The sequence below is a fragment of the Agarivorans sp. Z349TD_8 genome (genome assembly GCF_050870825.2).
Taxonomy (GTDB): Bacteria; Pseudomonadota; Gammaproteobacteria; order Enterobacterales; family Celerinatantimonadaceae; genus Agarivorans.
Genome location: NZ_CP194037.2, coordinates 2,292,599 through 2,311,577, shown reverse-complemented (window position 1 = coordinate 2,311,577; position 18,979 = coordinate 2,292,599). Strand labels below are relative to the sequence as shown.

General features: G+C 43.5%; 20 protein-coding genes. 7 read left to right on the top strand and 13 right to left on the bottom strand.

All coding sequences use genetic code 11. The features are described 5' to 3' along the window. Positions 1–6 precede the first annotated feature (6 nt). The 6 genes from tolR to ACRRS1_RS10470 all read right to left on the bottom strand — a co-directional run bounded on the left by tolR (position 7) and on the right by ACRRS1_RS10470 (position 4,198). Positions 7–444, bottom strand: a complete 438-nt coding sequence (gene tolR, locus ACRRS1_RS10495; RefSeq protein WP_432453236.1) for a protein TolR — start codon at positions 442–444, stop codon at positions 7–9. An 8-nt stretch (positions 445–452) separates the two neighbouring features. Beyond that, positions 453–1,136 (bottom strand): protein TolQ, encoded by a 684-nt coding sequence (tolQ, locus tag ACRRS1_RS10490; protein ID WP_432453237.1) that lies wholly within the window; start codon positions 1,134–1,136, stop codon positions 453–455. Then, complete coding sequence (gene ybgC / locus ACRRS1_RS10485) at positions 1,126–1,524, bottom strand: tol-pal system-associated acyl-CoA thioesterase (protein WP_432453238.1); 399 nt, start codon at positions 1,522–1,524, stop codon at positions 1,126–1,128. Before ybgC ends, tolQ begins: the two co-directional genes overlap by 11 nt. 173 nt (positions 1,525–1,697) lie before the next feature. After that, on the bottom strand, positions 1,698–2,705 hold the full coding sequence (ruvB, locus tag ACRRS1_RS10480) for a Holliday junction branch migration DNA helicase RuvB (protein WP_432453239.1): 1,008 nt from the start codon (positions 2,703–2,705) through the stop codon (positions 1,698–1,700). 15 nt (positions 2,706–2,720) lie between these two features. Then, positions 2,721–3,341, bottom strand: a complete 621-nt coding sequence (gene ruvA, locus ACRRS1_RS10475) for a Holliday junction branch migration protein RuvA (protein WP_432453240.1) — start codon at positions 3,339–3,341, stop codon at positions 2,721–2,723. A gap of 224 nt (positions 3,342–3,565) precedes the next feature. Beyond that, positions 3,566–4,198, bottom strand: a complete 633-nt coding sequence (locus ACRRS1_RS10470) for a TetR/AcrR family transcriptional regulator (protein ID WP_432463259.1) — start codon at positions 4,196–4,198, stop codon at positions 3,566–3,568. A gap of 148 nt (positions 4,199–4,346) precedes the next feature. Between ACRRS1_RS10470 and rssA the strand changes: the two genes are divergently transcribed. Both rssA and ACRRS1_RS10460 read left to right on the top strand, forming a co-directional pair. Continuing rightward, positions 4,347–5,261 carry a patatin-like phospholipase RssA gene (rssA, locus tag ACRRS1_RS10465; protein ID WP_432467851.1) on the top strand — a complete coding sequence of 305 codons (915 nt, stop codon included), beginning with the start codon at positions 4,347–4,349 and terminating at the stop codon, positions 5,259–5,261. 181 nt (positions 5,262–5,442) lie between these two features. After that, positions 5,443–6,384, top strand: coding sequence for a YeiH family protein (locus ACRRS1_RS10460; RefSeq protein WP_432453243.1), 942 nt, complete (start codon positions 5,443–5,445; stop codon positions 6,382–6,384). Positions 6,385–6,396: 12 nt separating this feature from the next. Here ACRRS1_RS10460 and ACRRS1_RS10455 read toward each other — a convergent pair whose 3' ends face one another. Next, positions 6,397–6,564, bottom strand: a complete 168-nt coding sequence (locus ACRRS1_RS10455; protein ID WP_432453244.1) for a hypothetical protein — start codon at positions 6,562–6,564, stop codon at positions 6,397–6,399. 181 nt (positions 6,565–6,745) lie between these two features. On the opposite strand from ACRRS1_RS10455, the gene ACRRS1_RS10450 reads away from it, so the two are divergent. Next, positions 6,746–7,189, top strand: coding sequence for a hypothetical protein (locus ACRRS1_RS10450; protein ID WP_432453245.1), 444 nt, complete (start codon positions 6,746–6,748; stop codon positions 7,187–7,189). Positions 7,190–7,207: 18 nt separating this feature from the next. On the opposite strand, the gene ACRRS1_RS10445 is transcribed toward ACRRS1_RS10450, so the two are convergent. From ACRRS1_RS10445 to ACRRS1_RS10430, 4 genes are all read right to left on the bottom strand, one after another. After that, the gene (locus ACRRS1_RS10445; protein ID WP_432453246.1) at positions 7,208–8,029 is read right to left on the bottom strand and encodes a lipase family protein; all 822 of its coding nucleotides are present in this window, start codon (positions 8,027–8,029) and stop codon (positions 7,208–7,210) included. Positions 8,030–8,119: 90 nt separating this feature from the next. Beyond that, positions 8,120–8,680: a hypothetical protein gene (locus ACRRS1_RS10440; RefSeq protein WP_439036009.1), complete on the bottom strand. Its 561-nt coding sequence runs from the start codon at positions 8,678–8,680 to the stop codon at positions 8,120–8,122. 57 nt (positions 8,681–8,737) lie between these two features. Then, complete coding sequence (locus tag ACRRS1_RS10435; protein WP_432467853.1) at positions 8,738–9,481, bottom strand: alpha/beta fold hydrolase; 744 nt, start codon at positions 9,479–9,481, stop codon at positions 8,738–8,740. A gap of 44 nt (positions 9,482–9,525) precedes the next feature. Then, complete coding sequence (locus tag ACRRS1_RS10430; protein WP_432463265.1) at positions 9,526–10,536, bottom strand: DUF2817 domain-containing protein; 1,011 nt, start codon at positions 10,534–10,536, stop codon at positions 9,526–9,528. Between the two features lie 250 nt (positions 10,537–10,786). On the opposite strand from ACRRS1_RS10430, the gene ACRRS1_RS10425 reads away from it, so the two are divergent. The 3 genes from ACRRS1_RS10425 to ACRRS1_RS10415 all read left to right on the top strand — a co-directional run bounded on the left by ACRRS1_RS10425 (position 10,787) and on the right by ACRRS1_RS10415 (position 13,335). After that, positions 10,787–11,479, top strand: coding sequence for a sensor histidine kinase (locus tag ACRRS1_RS10425; protein WP_432453250.1), 693 nt, complete (start codon positions 10,787–10,789; stop codon positions 11,477–11,479). A 33-nt stretch (positions 11,480–11,512) separates the two neighbouring features. Continuing rightward, the gene (locus ACRRS1_RS10420) at positions 11,513–12,280 is read left to right on the top strand and encodes a DNA repair protein (protein ID WP_432453251.1); all 768 of its coding nucleotides are present in this window, start codon (positions 11,513–11,515) and stop codon (positions 12,278–12,280) included. 98 nt (positions 12,281–12,378) lie between these two features. Further along, positions 12,379–13,335 carry a methylenetetrahydrofolate reductase gene (locus tag ACRRS1_RS10415; protein WP_432459328.1) on the top strand — a complete coding sequence of 319 codons (957 nt, stop codon included), beginning with the start codon at positions 12,379–12,381 and terminating at the stop codon, positions 13,333–13,335. A 72-nt stretch (positions 13,336–13,407) separates the two neighbouring features. On the opposite strand, the gene topA is transcribed toward ACRRS1_RS10415, so the two are convergent. Next, positions 13,408–16,050 carry a type I DNA topoisomerase gene (gene topA, locus ACRRS1_RS10410; protein WP_432453253.1) on the bottom strand — a complete coding sequence of 881 codons (2,643 nt, stop codon included), beginning with the start codon at positions 16,048–16,050 and terminating at the stop codon, positions 13,408–13,410. Between the two features lie 300 nt (positions 16,051–16,350). Between topA and astB the strand changes: the two genes are divergently transcribed. Further along, entirely contained in the window at positions 16,351–17,691 is a 1,341-nt protein-coding gene (gene astB / locus ACRRS1_RS10405) for an N-succinylarginine dihydrolase (protein WP_432467854.1), read from the top strand. Positions 17,692–17,822: 131 nt separating this feature from the next. Here astB and sohB read toward each other — a convergent pair whose 3' ends face one another. Continuing rightward, a complete protein-coding gene (sohB, locus tag ACRRS1_RS10400; protein ID WP_432463268.1) occupies positions 17,823–18,848 on the bottom strand; it encodes a protease SohB in 1,026 nt (341 codons plus the stop codon). Positions 18,849–18,979 lie beyond the last annotated feature (131 nt).

Genomic DNA, 18,979 nt, shown 5'->3' with positions numbered 1-18,979 from the left:
CCTAATTTAGTTGTTTTCAGGTTGGGTCATAAGGCCAACCGATGGTACACCTGCATTTTGCAGCAGTACCATTAAATTGATGATTTGCTCATAACGAACGTTCTTATCCCCGCGAACCACTACTGGTATTTTAGGGTCAAGCTGTAAATGCGCCATTACCAAGGCTTGCAGATCATCGCCCGACAAAACTTCAGTAGCTGATTGAGAGTCATTCCCCGTATCTAAGTAATATTGCCCACTTTCAGTGACCGTCGCCACTAGCGGCGGTTTACTATCTTCTGGCAAAGCCTCGGCACTCGCTTGTGGCAAATCAACTTTGACCCCTTGGGTAATCAAAGGCGCTGTCACCATAAAAATAATCAATAGCACCAACATCACATCGATATAAGGTACCACGTTGATTTCAGCAACCAAGCGGCGCTTGGGGCGTTGGTAATAATTCACGACGCCTCCTAATTTGTACCACTGTGGGTTTGGCGATGCAGAATACTTGAAAACTCTTCCATAAAGTTGGCGTAATTATGTTCTAACTTACCAACGCCCGTAGAAAAACGGTTAAAAGCGATCACAGCAGGAATCGCCGCAAACAATCCCATCGCAGTTGCAATCAGTGCTTCGGCAATCCCGGGAGCAACCATATTTAAACTGGCTTGCTGAACTTCTCCCAGAGCGATAAAAGCATTCATAATCCCCCACACCGTACCAAATAAGCCAATATAGGGGCTAATAGAACCAATCGTTGCCAACATCGGCAACTGATTCTCTAAAGCCTCGACTTCGCGGGACAAGGAGACTCGCATGCTCCGATAAGTACCATCCATCACCGCATCGGGACTTCGATTTCCCGATTTATGTAGACGAACATACTCTCTAAAACCAGAATGAAATATCTGTTCCATACCTTGCAGATGCTCGGCTCTAGCATTACTTTCTTGATAGAGCTTATTGAGGTCAATGCCAGACCAAAATTTCTTTTCGAAACTATCACTGGCAGTTTTTGCCGACTTCAAGATTTTATTACGATTAATAATCATCGCCCAAGAATAAACCGACATGCTCAATAGCAGCAGCATGACAAATTTAACCAGTAAGCTCGCCTGCCAAAACAAGCCAATAAATGACATATCAGAATGCACCGAGTAAATCCTCTTTTAATTGATCGGGAATGGCCGTGGCCTTCATTGACGACAATGTGACGCAAGCAACGGTAACCATTCCATGGGCAATAACTTGTTGGTCAGCATTTTTAATCGTTTGCTCAAACACCATGCTGGCTCGTTTCATATTTTCAATACGAGTTTCAACCGTGAGTACTTGATTAAAACGAGCTGGTAGTTTGTAGTCAATTTGCAGCGCTCGAACCACAAAACATAGATCTTGCGCCATCAAACGGTCTTGTTCGTAACCTAATTCTCGCAACCATTCGGTACGACCTCGTTCGAAATACTTAATATGATTTGCGTGATAAACAACCCCACCCGCATCAGTATCTTCGTAATACACTCGAACCCTTAAAACCGACATTACACCTACCTAAGTATTTCAATTAGAAAATACTATACACAGGCAAGTGCTTAAGGTTAAGACTCAAACCATTTAATTTGAACAATTGCGATACAAATTTCGGCCAACGGCTTAAAAATGAACACATTAAGCCGTTTTATTGACTTGCCTGTCGCCGATAAACGACAGCATTTCTAACGTTTAGGTAAATCTAAACCAAGGTGCAAATAGGCACGGTCGCTGGCGATCCGTCCGCGAGGAGTACGTTGCAGATAACCCTGTTGAATTAAGAAAGGTTCAAGTACATCTTCAATGGTTTCTTTATCTTCACCGATAGCTGCGGCTAAGTTATCTAAGCCAACAGGGCCACCGCCAAAAGTATCAGTAATGGCAAGCAACAATTTGGTATCCATATAATCAAAGCCAGCACTATCGACACTAAGCAAATCCAAAGCTTGTGCTGCGATTTCTTGAGTGACTTTGCCATCAAATTTTACATCGGCAAAATCTCGAACCCGACGTAACAGGCGATTCGCGATCCGCGGCGTACCACGTGAGCGACGAGCCACTTCCCAAGCACCCGCTTCATCCAAGGTTAAATTCAAATAATGAGCGCTGCGCTTCACAATATCAGCCAAATCATCAGTTTTATAAAACTCTAAGCGTTGCACAATCCCAAAACGATCTCTAAGTGGTGAGGTTAACATTCCCGCTCGAGTGGTTGCACCAATTAAGGTGAACGGCGGCAAATCAAGTTTGATAGAACGCGCGGCTGGCCCCTCACCAATCATAATATCCAACTGATAATCTTCCATTGCCGGATAAAGGATCTCTTCAACAACTGCACTTAAACGATGAATCTCGTCGATAAATAACACATCGCCAGGTTCTAAATTAGTTAACAGTGCCGCTAAGTCTCCCGCTTTTTCAAGCACTGGGCCGGAAGTGGTTTTAATATTCACTTCAAGTTCGTTCGCCACAATATTCGCAAGCGTCGTTTTGCCCAAACCTGGCGGGCCAAAAATCAATAAATGATCCAAGGCATCTTCACGGCGGCGCGTGGCTTCAATAAAGATTTCCAATTGCTCAACAACCGCCTGTTGGCCGGTATAATCACCTAAGCGTTTTGGCCGAATAGCCCGATCGACGGTTTCTTCTTCTGCAACGGGCAAGGCTGCTACCAAACGATCTGCTTCTATCATCTTTTGAACCTTAAATTATAATGCAGCCTTAAGGGCTTCACGGATCAACTGTTCACTGCTCATACCCGACTGCCATACTAGCTTCACGAGTTTTTCAGCTTGAACGCCTTTATAACCCAGCGATTCTAAGGCTGCAACGGCTTCTTCTTTGGGATCGGTAGCAGGACTCAGCGGTAGATCGCCATTGGCTGTAATACCATCGCTTAATGGCGTAGCTGGTGGTTCTGCATGCCAGTTTTTCAAACGATCTTTCATCTCGACCAATAGCCGTTCAGCCGTCTTTTTGCCGATCCCAGGAACTTTTACCAAGCTGGATAAATCTTCATGTTTTACCGCATAGACAAATTGTTCACAGCTGAGTCCTGACAAGATGGCCAGCGCCACTTTTGGACCTATTCCATTCACCTTAATCAACTCGCGAAACAAGGCGCGCGAAGATTTATCATGAAAACCATAAAGCAACTGAGCATCTTCACGAACAATAAAATGGGTCAGTAAACGCACTGGCTCGCCCAATTCGGGCAATTGATAGAAGCAATTCATGGGTAACTGGATCTCGTAACCCACGCCAGCTACGTCGACTAACACAAAAGGCGGTACTTTTTCTTCTAAAATACCTTTGATAGTGGCTATCACTAAGATGACTCCGTCTAAATACAATACCAGCTAACTCACCTGAGTAAGTCAATCATAAAGCTGGCACACTACGCTGATAAATTGAAGCTAGCTTAACTCAAAGACTGGATATTTATCCAGTCTTTCTCCGTATTCGAAGCGGATTTTGCGCAAAACGATTCATAAATAGCGGCTTAAAATCAAAGTAGCACAGAACTTAACCACGATAGCGACTCAGGTATCTATTAATTTTTAAACAGTCCACGAGCCAACAAAGCAATGTTATGTTCTGCCAGTTTCAATAATTTATCTTTTGGCAGACTAATGTGATTGGCCTGCAATAAACGCTCCGGGATCAAAAACGGAAAGACCATTAAACTCATAAAGCTCAACTGAGCTAATTCAGCATCAACCCCTTCCGCAAAAGAGCCCTCTGCCGCTAAACGTTGAAATAGGCCCTTCCCCAACAAACGGCCAAGATTTTGCAAAATTAAATTCAATTGCTCGAGACTTTCATGGTTGCCGGGCATACTTGCCAACTGAAAGATTAGCTTCGGAAAATGAGGATTATCGGCCATCGTTTGATAATAAATACGCATTAAGTCATTTAAGCTGCGGCTGCCTAGCTGCGCCGTAACCTGCTGTAAAGTAGCAAACACCGGACTGGATACCGAGCTTAGCATTTCGCCAAATAGACCAGCCTTAGATCCGAAATAGTAAGCAATTAAGGCAGGATCTAATTGCGCCTGCTTACCAATCATCCTCAACGACACTCGGTCATAGTCAAACTCAATAAATAACGCTGTTGCCACCTCTAATAACCGTTGCCGGGCTTGACTCTCACCTTTCGGTCGACCGACTTTATTTTTTGAATTCATTACTTTTTCCTATTCATCAGCTATAGAATAGTTTACTGAATAGCTACACAAATCACCTCATATATTGGCACAATTAACTCAATATAAAACGGTGAAAACGACTTGTTTCGCGTCATTAATATGTGCATCACCCCCGAGGAGGTAGTCCATGGCCAAACGAAAAGACAGAGTGATCGGCTTAGCACTTGGCAGTGGAGCCGCCAGAGGATGGGCTCACTTAGGCGTAATTTTGGCATTACGTGAGATGGGGATCCGTCCACACCTAGTCGCAGGCTGCTCCATTGGAGCTCTTGTTGGCGCGGCTTATGCATGCCAACGTGTCGACCAATTAACCAACTGGGCGCTAGGATTATCTAGTTGGCAAGTATTCAACCTTATGGACTTTTCGTTCTATAAAGGGGGGCTATTAACTGGTGAAAAAGTGTTTAACGCCGCCGAGCAATATATTGGACGTAGCAATATTGAGCAATTAAGTATTCCCTTTGGTGCTATCGCAACAGAGTTGGGATCGGGGAAAGAAGTGTGGCTGCAGCAAGGCCGAGTCCGCGATGCGGTCCGCTCTTCCTGTGCCATGCCAGGCTTAATGGCTCCTTACCAGCTGAATAATCAATGGTTGGTGGATGGCGCTTTAGTCAATCCCGTTCCTGTTTCGCTATGCAGAGCCATGGGCGCCGATGTGGTGATTGCTGTCAACCTAAATAGTGACAAGTCTCACCTCGATAACTTCGACGATGAGCTTAAAGATAGCACTAATGAACACGACCAACCCTTCTTACGCTTATTGGGCGGAGGTAAAGAATTTTTAACATCAATGCTGGCAAGCATCAAACAGAATAATGATGATCGGTCACCAGGAATGATCGGCGTTATGTCGACCTCAATTAATATTATGCAAGAGCGCCTTACCCGGGCCCGTATGGCCGGCGATCCACCTGATATTTTGTTAAACCCTAAATTAGGTAGTATTAGTGTGATGGATTTCCACCGCGCCGAAGAAGCGATTCAAGAAGGACGGCGAGTCACCGAGTTACTACAACCACATATCGAAGAAGAATTGAGATAAAAACAGCTATATTGATCTAGGAATATTATTGATTACTTTAATCAATAATATTGATAACGACAAATTAACTTCTATTAAATCAATTATTAATGGTCAATTATTGCTTTTTTTCAGGTCTTAATTAGCCATTTAACTAAACCATCAGTGCTCTATAATAAAACTTCACAGTTAGGGGCACGTTATGCTGAACAAATTAAAACTTTTATCGACTAATGATTATCTATGTATTGCGGTTGCTTTATCAGTATTAACCCCTTGGGTAAATGGGCCGGGAGCGCTGATTATTGGTGCATGTTTAGCCAGTTTAGGCTTGACGCCAAACAACATAAATATCGGCATAGTCACCAAGCGTTTGTTAGCCATTTCCGTAGTTGGCCTTGGCTTTGGCATTTCTATCGAGCAAGCCATTGAATATACCCAAGCAGGCTTTGGTTTAATTGTTGGCTCTATCGCCTTTACCTTATGTTTAGGTTTTGTGGTCGCAAAGTTGCTAAAAGTAGAGCGAAAAACGGCTTATCTCATTTCTGTGGGTACCGCGATTTGTGGCGGTAGCGCAATTGCCGCGGTTTCTCCCGCGATAAAGGCCAACAGCAAGCAGATTTCCTTAGCCTTAGCCACCGTATTTATTCTCAACGCTTGTGCTTTATTTATCTTTCCACTGCTAGGACACTTACTTCACCTCAGCCAAGTCCAATTTGGTTACTGGGCGGCGATTGCCATTCATGATACGTCTTCTGTAGTCGGCGCTGCCGCAAGTTATGGAGACCAAGCCTTAAACGTTGCTACCACCGTCAAGCTGGCAAGAGCTCTATGGATCATTCCAGTGGCCTTAATTAGCGCGGTATTATTTAAAGAAAAAGACGGTAAGCTTTCGGTACCTTACTTCATTTTGTTTTATATCTTAGCAATGTTGGTCAGTAACTATGTGCCAATATTTGAGTCACTTTATCAAGGTTTATTTAAGGTATCGAAACAACTACTCGGGGTTTGTCTGTTTTTCATTGGTTATGGGCTTACCACAAAAAATATTCAAGCGGCTGGGATGAAACCCTTACTATTAGGCCTTAGCCTATGGTTTAGCATTGCTAGCGCATCATTACTGATTATCCTCGCTTATTATTAACATCGACGATGTTCAGCTTTCATGACTGGCTTTTTCATCCTTAGCTTTAAGCTTGCTAGCCAAAATCAACAGTAAGCTAAGGAAAGCCAAAGATTCAAAAATCAAACGCATCAACTCGCCACTAAAGACCGATAGTAATAAAAATAAAGGGATAAGTATCCACAACAGAGTCTGTAACATATTGGCTCCTCATTTAAGCAAGCTAAGCTTAAACCAATCAAAGGCCGTAACAAATTCCGAATATCCATAAGCTAGTTCACTCGGGTATAAGTGAGAGGCAGACGCAAAAAGTAACAAATATTAGACTTACATCACGTTTTTGTTAAAATCGTCAGCAATTATTGAAATTAATGGCAGAAACATGCTTCAAACATTGCTCTACAGAATACTATTTCCTTTCATCATCGTAATACTCGCTATTATCCTACTGATATTGGAAATGCAAAAAGTTACCCTTGCCGAATTTTATGGAAAGCAGCTTAGCCTTAAAGAATACCTCAATTGGTTTTCTACTCATCCCGTGAATACCATCGATGTACTCGAGGTATTGCGTGCACGACAACCCAATACTCACGGTGGCAATAGTAAAGACTGGTGTCCAAATATTCATTCTGAGAAGGGCTTTATTAGCATCAGCTATCTAGGTGACCAAGCGATTTGTTGTAGCTTAGGTAAGGGGCAACGTTACGTTTATTATAAAGAAAATGAACAAGAACTGACGATACTCTGTGGCCGCTGGCCTCGAACCGAGACCCTCACGATTAACAAAGCACAACTGAAGTCAGCGCGCGCTTATGCGAACTGATGGAATACTTTTTTGCAGTTAATGCTCGTCAAAATAATCTTTATTTCGAATATATTTACGCATGTAATGATAAGTAAAAGGCAACAGCATCCAGCTAATTAGCGACTTCGACATTCGATACCAAGTGGGCGTATTCTCATATATTTTCTCATCATGTAACCACAGCATCCTCCCGACATGCCAGTAAACAAAAGGCAAAGGCGGTAAGAAAGTCACAATATCTAAGTCACAACAGATTCGATAGGTTTTACGATGAAGTTTATAGTGACGCTTAAAATTCCACAGTCCGGTGGCTGGCTGACCGAAAGTTACCACCCGCTTCACTTTTTTGGGATATTTACGCTCTAAGCGATCGGCGACTAAAACCGCCATTGCACCGCCAGAGGAATGTCCCGTCAAAGTGATTTTTTTCCCTTGTGTCATCAGTGGCAATAATACTGACTCCAGACGCTGGTAGACACTGCACTTCTGTTTCCCTCGGTTTGGATCACAACTCATTTGCTCCAATAACTGTAAATAGCCCCAATGCACATGGTAGTAAACATGCTCAAACTGATAACGTCTGGGGATAAAAGCCAAATTAACCAGCCAATCTAATAGATTGGTAGAACCACGAAATACCACAATCACTTCACTCTTATCGGGTTTCCACAATACCCGCGTGGTTGAGCGTCCCCAACGGTCAAATATCTCTTGGTAACGATAATTATCCAACTGATCTTGCATCTTACCTAGCGCCGAAGGATAAGCCAGACGGCAAAGCACCGCATAACGTTCATACTGATAACGCTTTAGTTTTTTAAGCTTAAAGTTCGTTTCAAGTGCAAGTGAAGAGTCCAAACAGTAAATCCCGATAAAATGGTTCGCCTTATTGAACCACAGCTCTCGGTCTACAATATGACAGTTAGATGAAGCCCTTAATAAAAGGGCCTATTTATGCTCGTCTCGAGACATTTGAGCATAATAATCAAGCCAAAACTGCTGTGCTCGCTGGGGTTCGGGTAACACAGCTTGCCAGCGATAATCATTGGCAAATTTATGCAACACAAAAAAACTGAGCGCTTGACTGCCGCGGCCCTGATTGACTTCAAATTTTCCCCAGGCCGAAGCAAAAGTCGTTAATGGCGGAAATATCATCTGTAGCTCAGCTGTCGAACAAGCGAGCTCTGAGCTTGGAAAATCAACCATATAAGACAACTCAAGCCAGTTCTGAGTTTGACTAAGCTGTTGCAACTGCTGAGTAATGATTTGATCTAGGGTCAATTGCACTGCCACTAAACGACCGCTTAACTGCTGAAACGTATCAGACAAACAACTTGAACTAGTTGGTAAGGTGATCTTATAGCGACCATCTGCGGAGAGCTGAACTGACTGAGCCTGATCAATTGTCAAACTTAATAAAGGATAAGCACCTTCGATTACCTTTAGCGATAGCTGATTCGCGAAACCAAAAGGACTAAACAACAAAAAAGCAATCATCCATTTCAACATCATCATTCCTTAGGCGTTGATATTCACAAGGCATCTTAGTACAAGCTAGTTGAGCCGCTAGCTTGGGTCAACCAAACTTAACCAAGAGCTCAATTGATTCACCGTCCACTCCGCGTCATCTAGCGGTAAATCATGACCAGCACTTGGATGCTGCTTATGCTCACATTGCCAATGAGTCGCCAATACCTCACTACAACGGCAATCAACCAGCTTATCTTGGCGACTACTGAGGAGCAAAGTAGCCACTTTAGGTTTATCGGTACAACGAAACCGAGCGGCTGCCCAAAGCTGCCGCAAACTATTTTGCCAAGTCACCGGATACTGCTCTGACCAACTCAACCAACGCACTAATACACCTAAATGTTGCATAGGGGCACAACTGGTTAACTGTAAAATTTTGAGCTGACGCTGGAAGCGATTAACCGTGAAAAGTATCGACAAAATCTTGCCCAAGCTTTGCCAACGCAAACGTTGATAAAAAGGAGAAAAGCTGGCGTTGCTAGAATTAATCAAAGTTATTGAATTTATTTCTTCAGGGAAATGGGCTTGCCAGTCAACGGCAACCATCCCACCTAAAGAGATGGCGACAACATCAATTTTGTCGGTATTGAGCGAGCTTAAACGTAACTGTATACGCAAACTTTGACGCATCGCCGTAATAGAGCGAGGGCTGCGCAAGTGGACTAAATGACCATTCCCCGGAAGATTAAAACTCAACACCGTCCGGTTTGGAAACTGGGCTTGCAATTGTTCCGCAAAATCCCCCCAGTGACGACGTTCTCTGATCAAGCCTCGTAGCAATAATATAACCCTACCCGACCGACTTACAAGATGGTTTGATGATACTAGTACCACAGTTTCCTCGCTGCATGTTTCGCCGACGCCAAGCCGTCGACCTGATCGAAGCTTTGCCATGAATAACTCACATTAATTAAAAACTCCATCAGTACCAAGTGTCGCCGCATGACTCTTTGCACCCGATGCGGCTTCATTGGATGATACAAACCTAAACCACTAAAAACCTGCAAAGGGTTTTTCTTGAGCCATCGCCAAGATCCCATTTCTAAAGTAAGAGGAAGAAATATGCCGGGCCATGATAAAGATTGCTGATAGCAATAATCCCAGAGATCACCGTGGCACCGATAATGTTTGGTCTGCGGCTCAAACAAGTAATTCTGATGTGGGTAACTGGCAAAAAAAATTTCCCTTAGGCGATAAACCCAAGCAATATCATCGATAGGCTCAGCAGCTGATTTTGCATAGGGAAACCAGATCCTATCCGCATGACCAAAACCACTATGGCAATCGAGCACTAAGCTAAAAGGCCGTCCATATAAGTGCTGCTGAACAAATTGACACAAGGCCGCAGCCTCTTGCTGCATCGGTTGATTAACAGCACCACGATACCAAGGCAGGCGAGCACTTAAACGCTGCCCACCAACCATCCAAGTGGCGCCACACTCGGCGACTGCCGGAGAGTTTCGCATTAAGTCCACGCCCTCTGCGTTGGCTCGCCGCTGTAATAACATCCCCACTGGATTTACGATGGGAATAAATAACAATTGCATATGTAACAGCAAATTTTGCAACTGCTGATCCCAAGCCAAGCGAGTGAACAAATTATGCATAAAAGACAACACCACTTGGCTGCCAATACGCTCCACACCATGTACCCCAGCCACAAAACAAATCGCAGGGTCGCGTTTATTTTCGCTCCCTAAACGAATCGCCTGTACTGGATAATTAAAACCTTGGTACGTTATCGAGCTAATCGTCTCCACCCGTAACATACGTTGATGTTGAGCCAACAACGCTTGTAGTTGCTCCATCTCTGGAAAAAGAACTCGATTTAGCATCTTTATCTCTATCACGAAGGCTTGTGAATTACACTTAACCAACGGTGATGACAGCAAGATGACAATCATCCATGAAACCTAACTTTCTAAATTATTTAGCCACAAACTGTTCAGAACTAATACATCCAGAGTAAAACGTTTAATGAAGAGACCCAGCTTAAATAGACAATCTCTCCCTCACATGGATTCATTTTGGGATGCGGCTTGGTTTCAGTTACACTTGTATTGACAGCATAAAAAAGGAGCGACGATGCCGCTACACAACCAGCTAGATTTTTCGACCGTGTTAGCCACTGCCGTACACGATATGAAAAATTCATTGTGTATGTTAACCCAATCCACCGAAGCGATCGCTCTTCGTTCCAAACAGTTGGGTCGCGAAGATAGTGAAGAGCTATCGCGACTTCATTATGAAGTATCGCGTTTAAATGGTAGTTTGATGCAGTTGTTGGCTTTATATCGCTTCGAAAAAGAACAAATGCCAATGACCATTGAGGAGTGTTATATCGAAGATCTACTCAATGACATTTATTACAAAAACCAAACCTTTATCGAGCAGGCTAATATGAGCGTGCAAATCGAAGTAGAAGAAGGTTTAAGTTGGTATCTCGACGGCGTATTGGTAGATTACCTACTTAATGATATTGTAGTAAACGCACTACGCTACTCTAAAAAACAAATTAAAATTTCAGCGAAACAAGCCGATAGCTACTTATGTATTCAAATTGATGATGACGGCGATGGATTTCCCCAAGAGATTATCGATTTGGCCCACGCTGAATTAGCACCAAGTTTAGACTTTTTAAATAATCGTAGTGGCTTAGGTTTGTTTTTTGCGAAATTGATCGCTAAAGCACACATAAATTCAGGTAAAGAAGGTAGAATTGAACTAAATAATGGAGGCTTACTTGAAGGCAGCCGTTTTAGCTTATATCTCCCGTAGAACAAACATTTAGGATATTTTTTCGGTTAAATTATGGTATTTACCTTAATATTGCTCGGCGTCGGCACCCTACTATTTTTAGTCATCGGCTATAACATGGTGCAGCAGTTTAAACAAAAACAAGAAACAGAACGTCGCTTAGCCATTGCGAAGCAAAAAGCGATCATCAATGAAACCGAAGAATTATTATTACATTCTTCCATTCTTCCCTACAGTAAAGAATTGGTGGAAACCCTACACTCTCGTATTTTACAAGCCTTAAACCATATCCGTACTACCGATCCAACAGTCAAGGGCTTGAACAATCGTATTCGCGCCACCAAAGGGCAATTAAGCCAAATCAAAGGTTCAGGTGGCGAGGTCAGCGATAGTGCCTTCCGAGCCCCAGATACCGATAAAGATGCTTTACAAATGCTTCAAATTGTTAAAAAAATTCGTGCAGTGGTTCGCTCAGAACACGCCAAGGGCCGTTTAAATACTCAAGTATTCGTCTTAGAAGATCGCCGATTAGAGTTAATGCAACTAAAAATTAATATCGAGAACGCCTTAAAACGCGCCATTGAAGCTCAAGCACTACGCCAATGGGGCAGCGCTCGCCAATTACTCAACAAAAGTATTTCCGCACTGAGTAACATTTCTGATCGCGACGCCTACTTAGAACAAAAGCTCACCGACATGAAACGGATGAATTCGGAAATGAGTGAGAAGCTCAAATCGGCCAGTCAACAACAAGTACAAGACTTAGCCGAAAAAGAAACGGACGAGCTTGACGTCTTATTCCAGCCCAAGAAAAAATGGTAGTTCGGGCGGATTTTTAACGCGATCTCTTTCGCAACTGGGGATTTTTAGCTTTCGCTATGCGAAAATGAACCCAATTATTCCTATAAGCTTTACATATCATGCGCAAAACACTGCAACAAATCTCTAGTGATAGCTCCCATGGCGTCTACTTTATTGGTACGACGCCGCCCAAAAAAAACACCGATATAGAAAAAGTCAGCGCGATTGCAGACAAATTATTATCTCGTCTTGATGAACTGGATTATGACGGTTTGATTGTTTATGACATTCAAGATGAGAGTAGTCGAATTGATAAGCCTAGACCCTTTCCTTACATGCAAACCCATGACCCAAGGCTATATGCACAATTATTAATGCAAAAAAGCCAACGTTCGGTAATCACTTATAAGAGTGTCTCACAACGAAATGAAGCTGAGTTTGTAAACTGGCTAAAACAGGCCTGGCACCAATATGGAATTCGTGACTTAGTATTAGTAGGTAGCCCGGCAGCTAATTCGGAAATAAAGCTGAGCTTAGCGGACGCTTATCAAGCTTTAGCCAACCAAGCCCCAGAGTTTTACCTAGGCGGCGTGACCATTGCAGAGCGTCATGCGAAGAAAGGGGATGAACACCTTAGGTTACTGCACAAAATGGAACAAGGCTGCCGCTATTTTGTCTCACAAGCAGTGTATAACGCTCAAGCAACCATCGATATGTTAAGCCGCTATGCCCATCAATGTCGTGAAAACCAGCAGCAGCCACAGCGGATCATACTCACCTTTTCACCTTGCGGTAGTGCTAAAACCCTTGAGTTTATTGAATGGTTAGGGATTTCGGTTCCAGAAGCCACTAGTTTGCGTATTCTCAATGCAGAAAAACCGCTAAACGAATCAATTTTAATTTGCTACAACAATCTGGTGCAGATCTTAGAAACCTGCTTGCCCTTAGGGATCCCCTTGGGTTTAAATATCGAGAGTCTCACCAACCGCAAAGAAGAAATTGATGCTTCGATCCTGCTCTACAAATTACTAAAAGCCACTATGGATAAGAAGCTAGCACAACAACAATTACGATGAAATAAGCAGTTATTCTGAGCGAAAACAGCAATAATAAACATTAAAAAAGGAAGCTCTCGCTTCCTTTTTTATTTAATCCGCCTTCGCCGCTTTTGGCTTCTTACGTTTATCTTCAATCACCCATTTATTATCGGTAAAATAGGCCCGCCAACCAGTTGGTTTACCTTCCACCTCAGAACTTAAATATTGCTCTTTGGTTTTACGACTATAACGCACCAAAGTTTTGACCCCATCGGGATCTTCCGTTGGGCCATCGGCCAAATAGTAAAACTTCTCGGGTAAACGATCTTTAAAGCGTTTCAACTCTTCAACCAACGGCGCTCGAGTTTCACGCGAGCGTGGAAAGTTACTCGCCGCCATAAATATCCCTGAAGCCCCGTCACGCAATACAAAATAGGCATCGCTATTCACACAAGGTAACTCAGGCAAATGCACCGGATCTTCGCGTGGAGGTGCAACCTCGCCACTTTTTAATATCTTACGAGTATTACTACAATCTTCACCGGTACAAGCCATATACTTACCAAAACGGCCGGTGCGTAACTGCATATCATTGCCGCATTTCTCACACTCAACAATCGGCCCATCGTAACCTTTGATTTTAAAGCTACCTTGCTCAACCACGTACCCGTCACAATCTGGATTATTACCACAGACATGCAACTTACGAGTTTCATCGATGAGGTAACTATCCATCGCGGTCGCACAAATTGGACAACGTTCTTTCGCACGCAGAGCTTCTGTTTCTTGCTCTTCTACATTCGCCGCGACCGCTTCTTCTCCGGGGATAAGATTAATGGTGCATTTACAGCGCTCTTTGGGAGGGAGCGCATAACCAGAGCATCCTAAAAAGACCCCGGTACTGGCAGTACGGATCCCCATGGGACGTCCACAATCAGGACAACTAATGTCAGTGATGACGGGGGTATTGCTACGCATCCCATGCTCATCATCATCAGCCTTGCTTAATTGGCCTTTAAAGTTCTTATAAAATTCATTGAGAACCTGCTTCCATTCAAAGCTACCATCCGCAACTTCATCCAAGCGCTCTTCCATTTCAGCGGTAAAGTCGTAGCTCATCAGATTTTCAAAGCTTTCACATAGCCGTTCAGAAACAATTTCGCCCATTTTCTCCGCATAAAAACGACGACTTTCGGTACGCACGTAGCCCCGATCTTGAATTGTGGAAATAATCGATGCATAAGTTGAGGGCCGTCCAATACCACGTTTTTCCAACTCACGGACTAAGGAAGCTTCGTTAAAACGAGCCGGTGGTTTAGTAAAGTGCTGCTTAGAATCAAGCTCAACCAAGTTTAATACATCACCTTGGCTAACCGCTGGTAATACACCGTCTTCATCTTTTTTAGCTTTGCCTACCGGTTGTACTCGCGTCCAACCGTCAAAACGTAATATTTTACCCTTCGCTCGCAACTCAAACTGACCCGCACTCACTGTAACAGTGGTTGCGTCATATTGCGCATCGGTCATCTGACAAGCGACAAATTGACGCCATATAAGATCGTAAAGTTTCTTCGCATCAGCATCCACACCATCGATATGGTTCCCTAAGACGTTCACATCCGAAGGTCTAATCGCTTCGTGTGCTTCCTGGGCTCCTTGCTTGCTAGAATAACGCAAAGGATTTTCAGGAAGATAATCTGCCCCGTAATTATCGACGATATAGGCCCTACCAGCCTCCACAGCGTCGTTGCTCAAGTTTGTTGAGTCAGTACGCATATAGGTGATGTAACCCGCTTCATAGAGCCGCTGAGCCAACATCATCGTTCTTTTCACACCAAATCCAAGGCGAGTACTCGCTGCCTGCTGCAAGGTCGAGGTTATGTAGGGAGCTTTTGGCTTAGAACGAGTCGGTTTATCTTCACGCTTAGCAACTTTATAAGCCGCTGTTTTTAAACTACTTACTGCCGTAGAGGCTTGTTGTTGAGTAACAGGCTTAAAGGGCTGGCCATTTTCTTTGACAACTTCAAGACGAAAGTTTTTCGCTTGTTGGGTGGCTAAGTCAGCATGAATGTCCCAATACTCTTCTGGGACAAAAGCTTTAATTTCACGCTCCTTCTCCACCACAAGCCGAACCGCGACTGACTGCACTCGACCCGCCGATAAGCCACGAGCAATCTTTTTCCACAACAATGGAGAAACCATATAGCCAACCACTCGGTCAAGAAAACGGCGGGCTTGTTGGGCATTCACTCGATCCATATTCAGTTCACTGGGCTGAGAGAAGGCATCTTGAATCGCAGACTTGGTGATTTCGTTAAATACAACTCGCTTAAAGCGGCTGTCGTCACCCCCAATAATTTCTTTTAAGTGCCAAGCAATCGCCTCTCCTTCGCGGTCTAAATCGGTCGCGAGATAGATGGTGTCGGCATTTTCGGCGAGGGTTTTAAGCTCATTAACAACTTTTTCTTTGCCAGGAAGAATTTGGTAATTAGCTTGCCAATCTTTCTCCGGGTCAACGCCCATCCTAGACACTAAAGCCTTTTTGTCTTTTGCTTGCTTTAATTTGGCTTTTTCTTCTGCGCTTAAGCCTTTGGTAGAAATCGGTGCCGCCTTCTTTTTATTGGTGTTACTGCCGCTACTGGGCAAATCACGAATGTGGCCGACACTCGACTTCACCACGTATTGGCGGCCTAAGTATTTATTAATCGTTTTTGCTTTGGCTGGTGATTCCACGATGACCAGTGATTTACTCATATTCTTCTTATTACCGATTAAGTCCGTCAATTATCTTTGTACGGAGAGTAGCAGACAGTGTGTTCTTTTTAAAATTGCTCGAGACTCAGCATAGGTCAATAACTTTTTTAATTCTTTGGTTTATTGGGTGAATAATTAAGCACTCGACCAGCTAAAAACAAACTGATAACATCTGAAAGTCTCGTAATCGCGTAGAGTTATACGCTTGATTTTCTTTATATGCCAATATAAATAACCATTACTATAAAAATTTTCAATAAAAGATAACTCATTTTTGATGAGCGTACTGCAAGGAATATTATGAAACACTTCGAAGTTAATTTTGACGGTTTAGTGGGCCCTACCCACAACTATGCAGGACTGTCATTCGGTAACGTGGCCTCCCTTTCTAATGCTCAAAATGCATCGAACCCGCAGCAAGCAGCCAAGCAAGGCTTATTAAAAATGAAAGCTTTGAATGACCTAGGACTGTACCAAGGCGTACTCGCGCCACAACAACGCCCCGATCTTAACTTACTTCGTCGGATCGGATTTACTGGTAACGACAGCCAACTGTTGCAGCAAGCCGCTGCGAAAGCACCAGATGCCCTACTCGCCAGCTATTCAGCCTCCAGCATGTGGACCGCCAATGCAGCCACGGTTTCACCAAGCGCCGATACTGGCAATGGTAAAGTACATTTCACCCCCGCAAACTTAACCAATAAACTACACCGTTCTATTGAGCCCGGAGTGACAGGCAACATCTTAAAAGCAGTATTTGCGAATCCTAAATACTTCGAACATCACCAACATCTACCAGAAAATGATTACTATGGCGACGAAGGTGCAGCAAACCACACTCGCCTGTGTAGCAATTACGGTAAGGCAGGTCTTGAGCTATTTGTCTATGGGCGCAGTGCCGCCAATAGTCAGCAAGTGGCACCAAGTAAATTCCCTGCTCGACAAACTCTTGAGGCCAGTCAGGCTGTCGCCCGTTTACATGGTTTAGATAACGATACCGCAATGTTTATTCAGCAAAATCCAGCGGTGATAGATCAAGGCGTATTTCATAATGATGTGATTGCCGTCGGGAACCAAAATGTACTGTTTTATCATCAACAGGCATTTTTAAACTCACAACAAGAAATTCAGCGTATTCAGCATTATTTCGGCGAAGATAAGCTCCATTTTATTGAAGTTAACGATCAAGAAGTCTCTGTGAGTGAGGCGATAAAGAGTTACTTATTTAATACTCAAATTATTACCACTGCGCCTGGAGAAATGGCAATTATCGCCCCAACAAACTGCCAAGAATCCGATTCGGTTCGTCGTTACCTTGAGAACTTAGTGACTCGCAACACGCCGATCAAGCAGGTGCATTATTTCGATGTAAAACAGAGTATGAGTAACGGTGGCGGCCCAGCCTGTTTACGCTTAAGGGTCGCCCTTAATGACATGGAACTAGCGGCGGTGAATCAGCATACTCTGCTCAATGAGCAACTGTTTAACACGCTTAACTGCTGGATTGATAAACACTACCGAGATAGCTTAAGATTTGATGATCTACGAGATCCACAACTGATCACCGAGGTGAACACCGCCCTGGATGAACTCACCCAAATTCTTCAGCTTGGATCCATTTATCCTTTCCAACAAGCCTAAAAAGAACCTATAAAACAATACGTTAATACAGTGATTACAACCGTAAGCTAGCTGAGCTAGCTTACTGATTAATTAAGACACAAAAAAGCCTGATGAGCATAATCAGGCTTAATATTTTACATCCTCTTAATTTATTTCGTCCAATCCCAAGATTGCGATTGCAGCAGTTTCATCACGCCTCGCTCTACCCCGAGACTAGCTGCTTGACTTAATTTTTCCGCCAACTTTTTCTTGCCGTGATATTTAAACTGAACGACTTGCTTGTCGGCATAGTGTTGCATCAAGTAGTCATCACTGGTGCTCACCTGATCGATAAGCTTCAAACCATAGGCTTGAGTACCATACCAATGTTCACCCGTCGCAACCTTGGCAATATCAAGTTGTGGACGAAACTCTTGTACAAAATCTTTAAATAGGATGTGAGTTTCTTCCAACTCCGCTTTAAATTTAGCACGAGCCTCATCGGTATTTTCACCAAACATGGTCAAGGTGCGCTTGAACTCACCGGCAGTCAGTTGTTCAAATTCAATGTCATGGTTTTTTAAGACTTTATTAAAGTTAGGAATTTGAGCGATAACCCCAATAGAGCCGACAATCGCAAACGGAGCAGCGATGATCTGGTCGGCAATACAAGCCATCATATATCCTCCACTCGCCGCAACCTTATCAACGGCAATGGTCAGTTTAATCCCTTTCGCCTTGAGTCGCTTCAGCTGAGATGCCGCTAAGCCATAGCCATGCACCATACCACCACCACTTTCAAGCCGAACCAACACTTCATCGTCTTGCTTGGCGGTAATTAACACTGCGGTGACTTCTTCGCGGAGGCTAGCAACCTCCTTCGCATCGATACTGCCTTTAAAGTCAATCACAAATAAGCGTGGTTTTGACTGCTCTGCGGTATTTTTTTTATCGGCTTTTTGTTGCTGTTTCTGCTGTTTTTTATACTGTTTAAGCTGTTCTTTATTCATTAGCGAGTCATTCAAATGATCCTCGATCTGATGATGACGCTCACTCAGATCTTTCAGCTCTAACTCACCACTCTTATGCTTATTCTTAACGGAAGCCGCCACAATAACCACAACAACCGCAACAATGGCGATAACAATAGTTATCGCCTTCGCAAAAAACAAACCAAATTCAATCAAGAAATCCAAACTTTTACCCTCATCAATTCAAGCAGCTATTAGTACCATAGCTTGAATCACGAGCCAAGTAACAAAAAAGACCTGCGCAATGCAGGCCTAGTAGCAAATTAGAGTCATTGGGATCACTTCGACTCACTCCA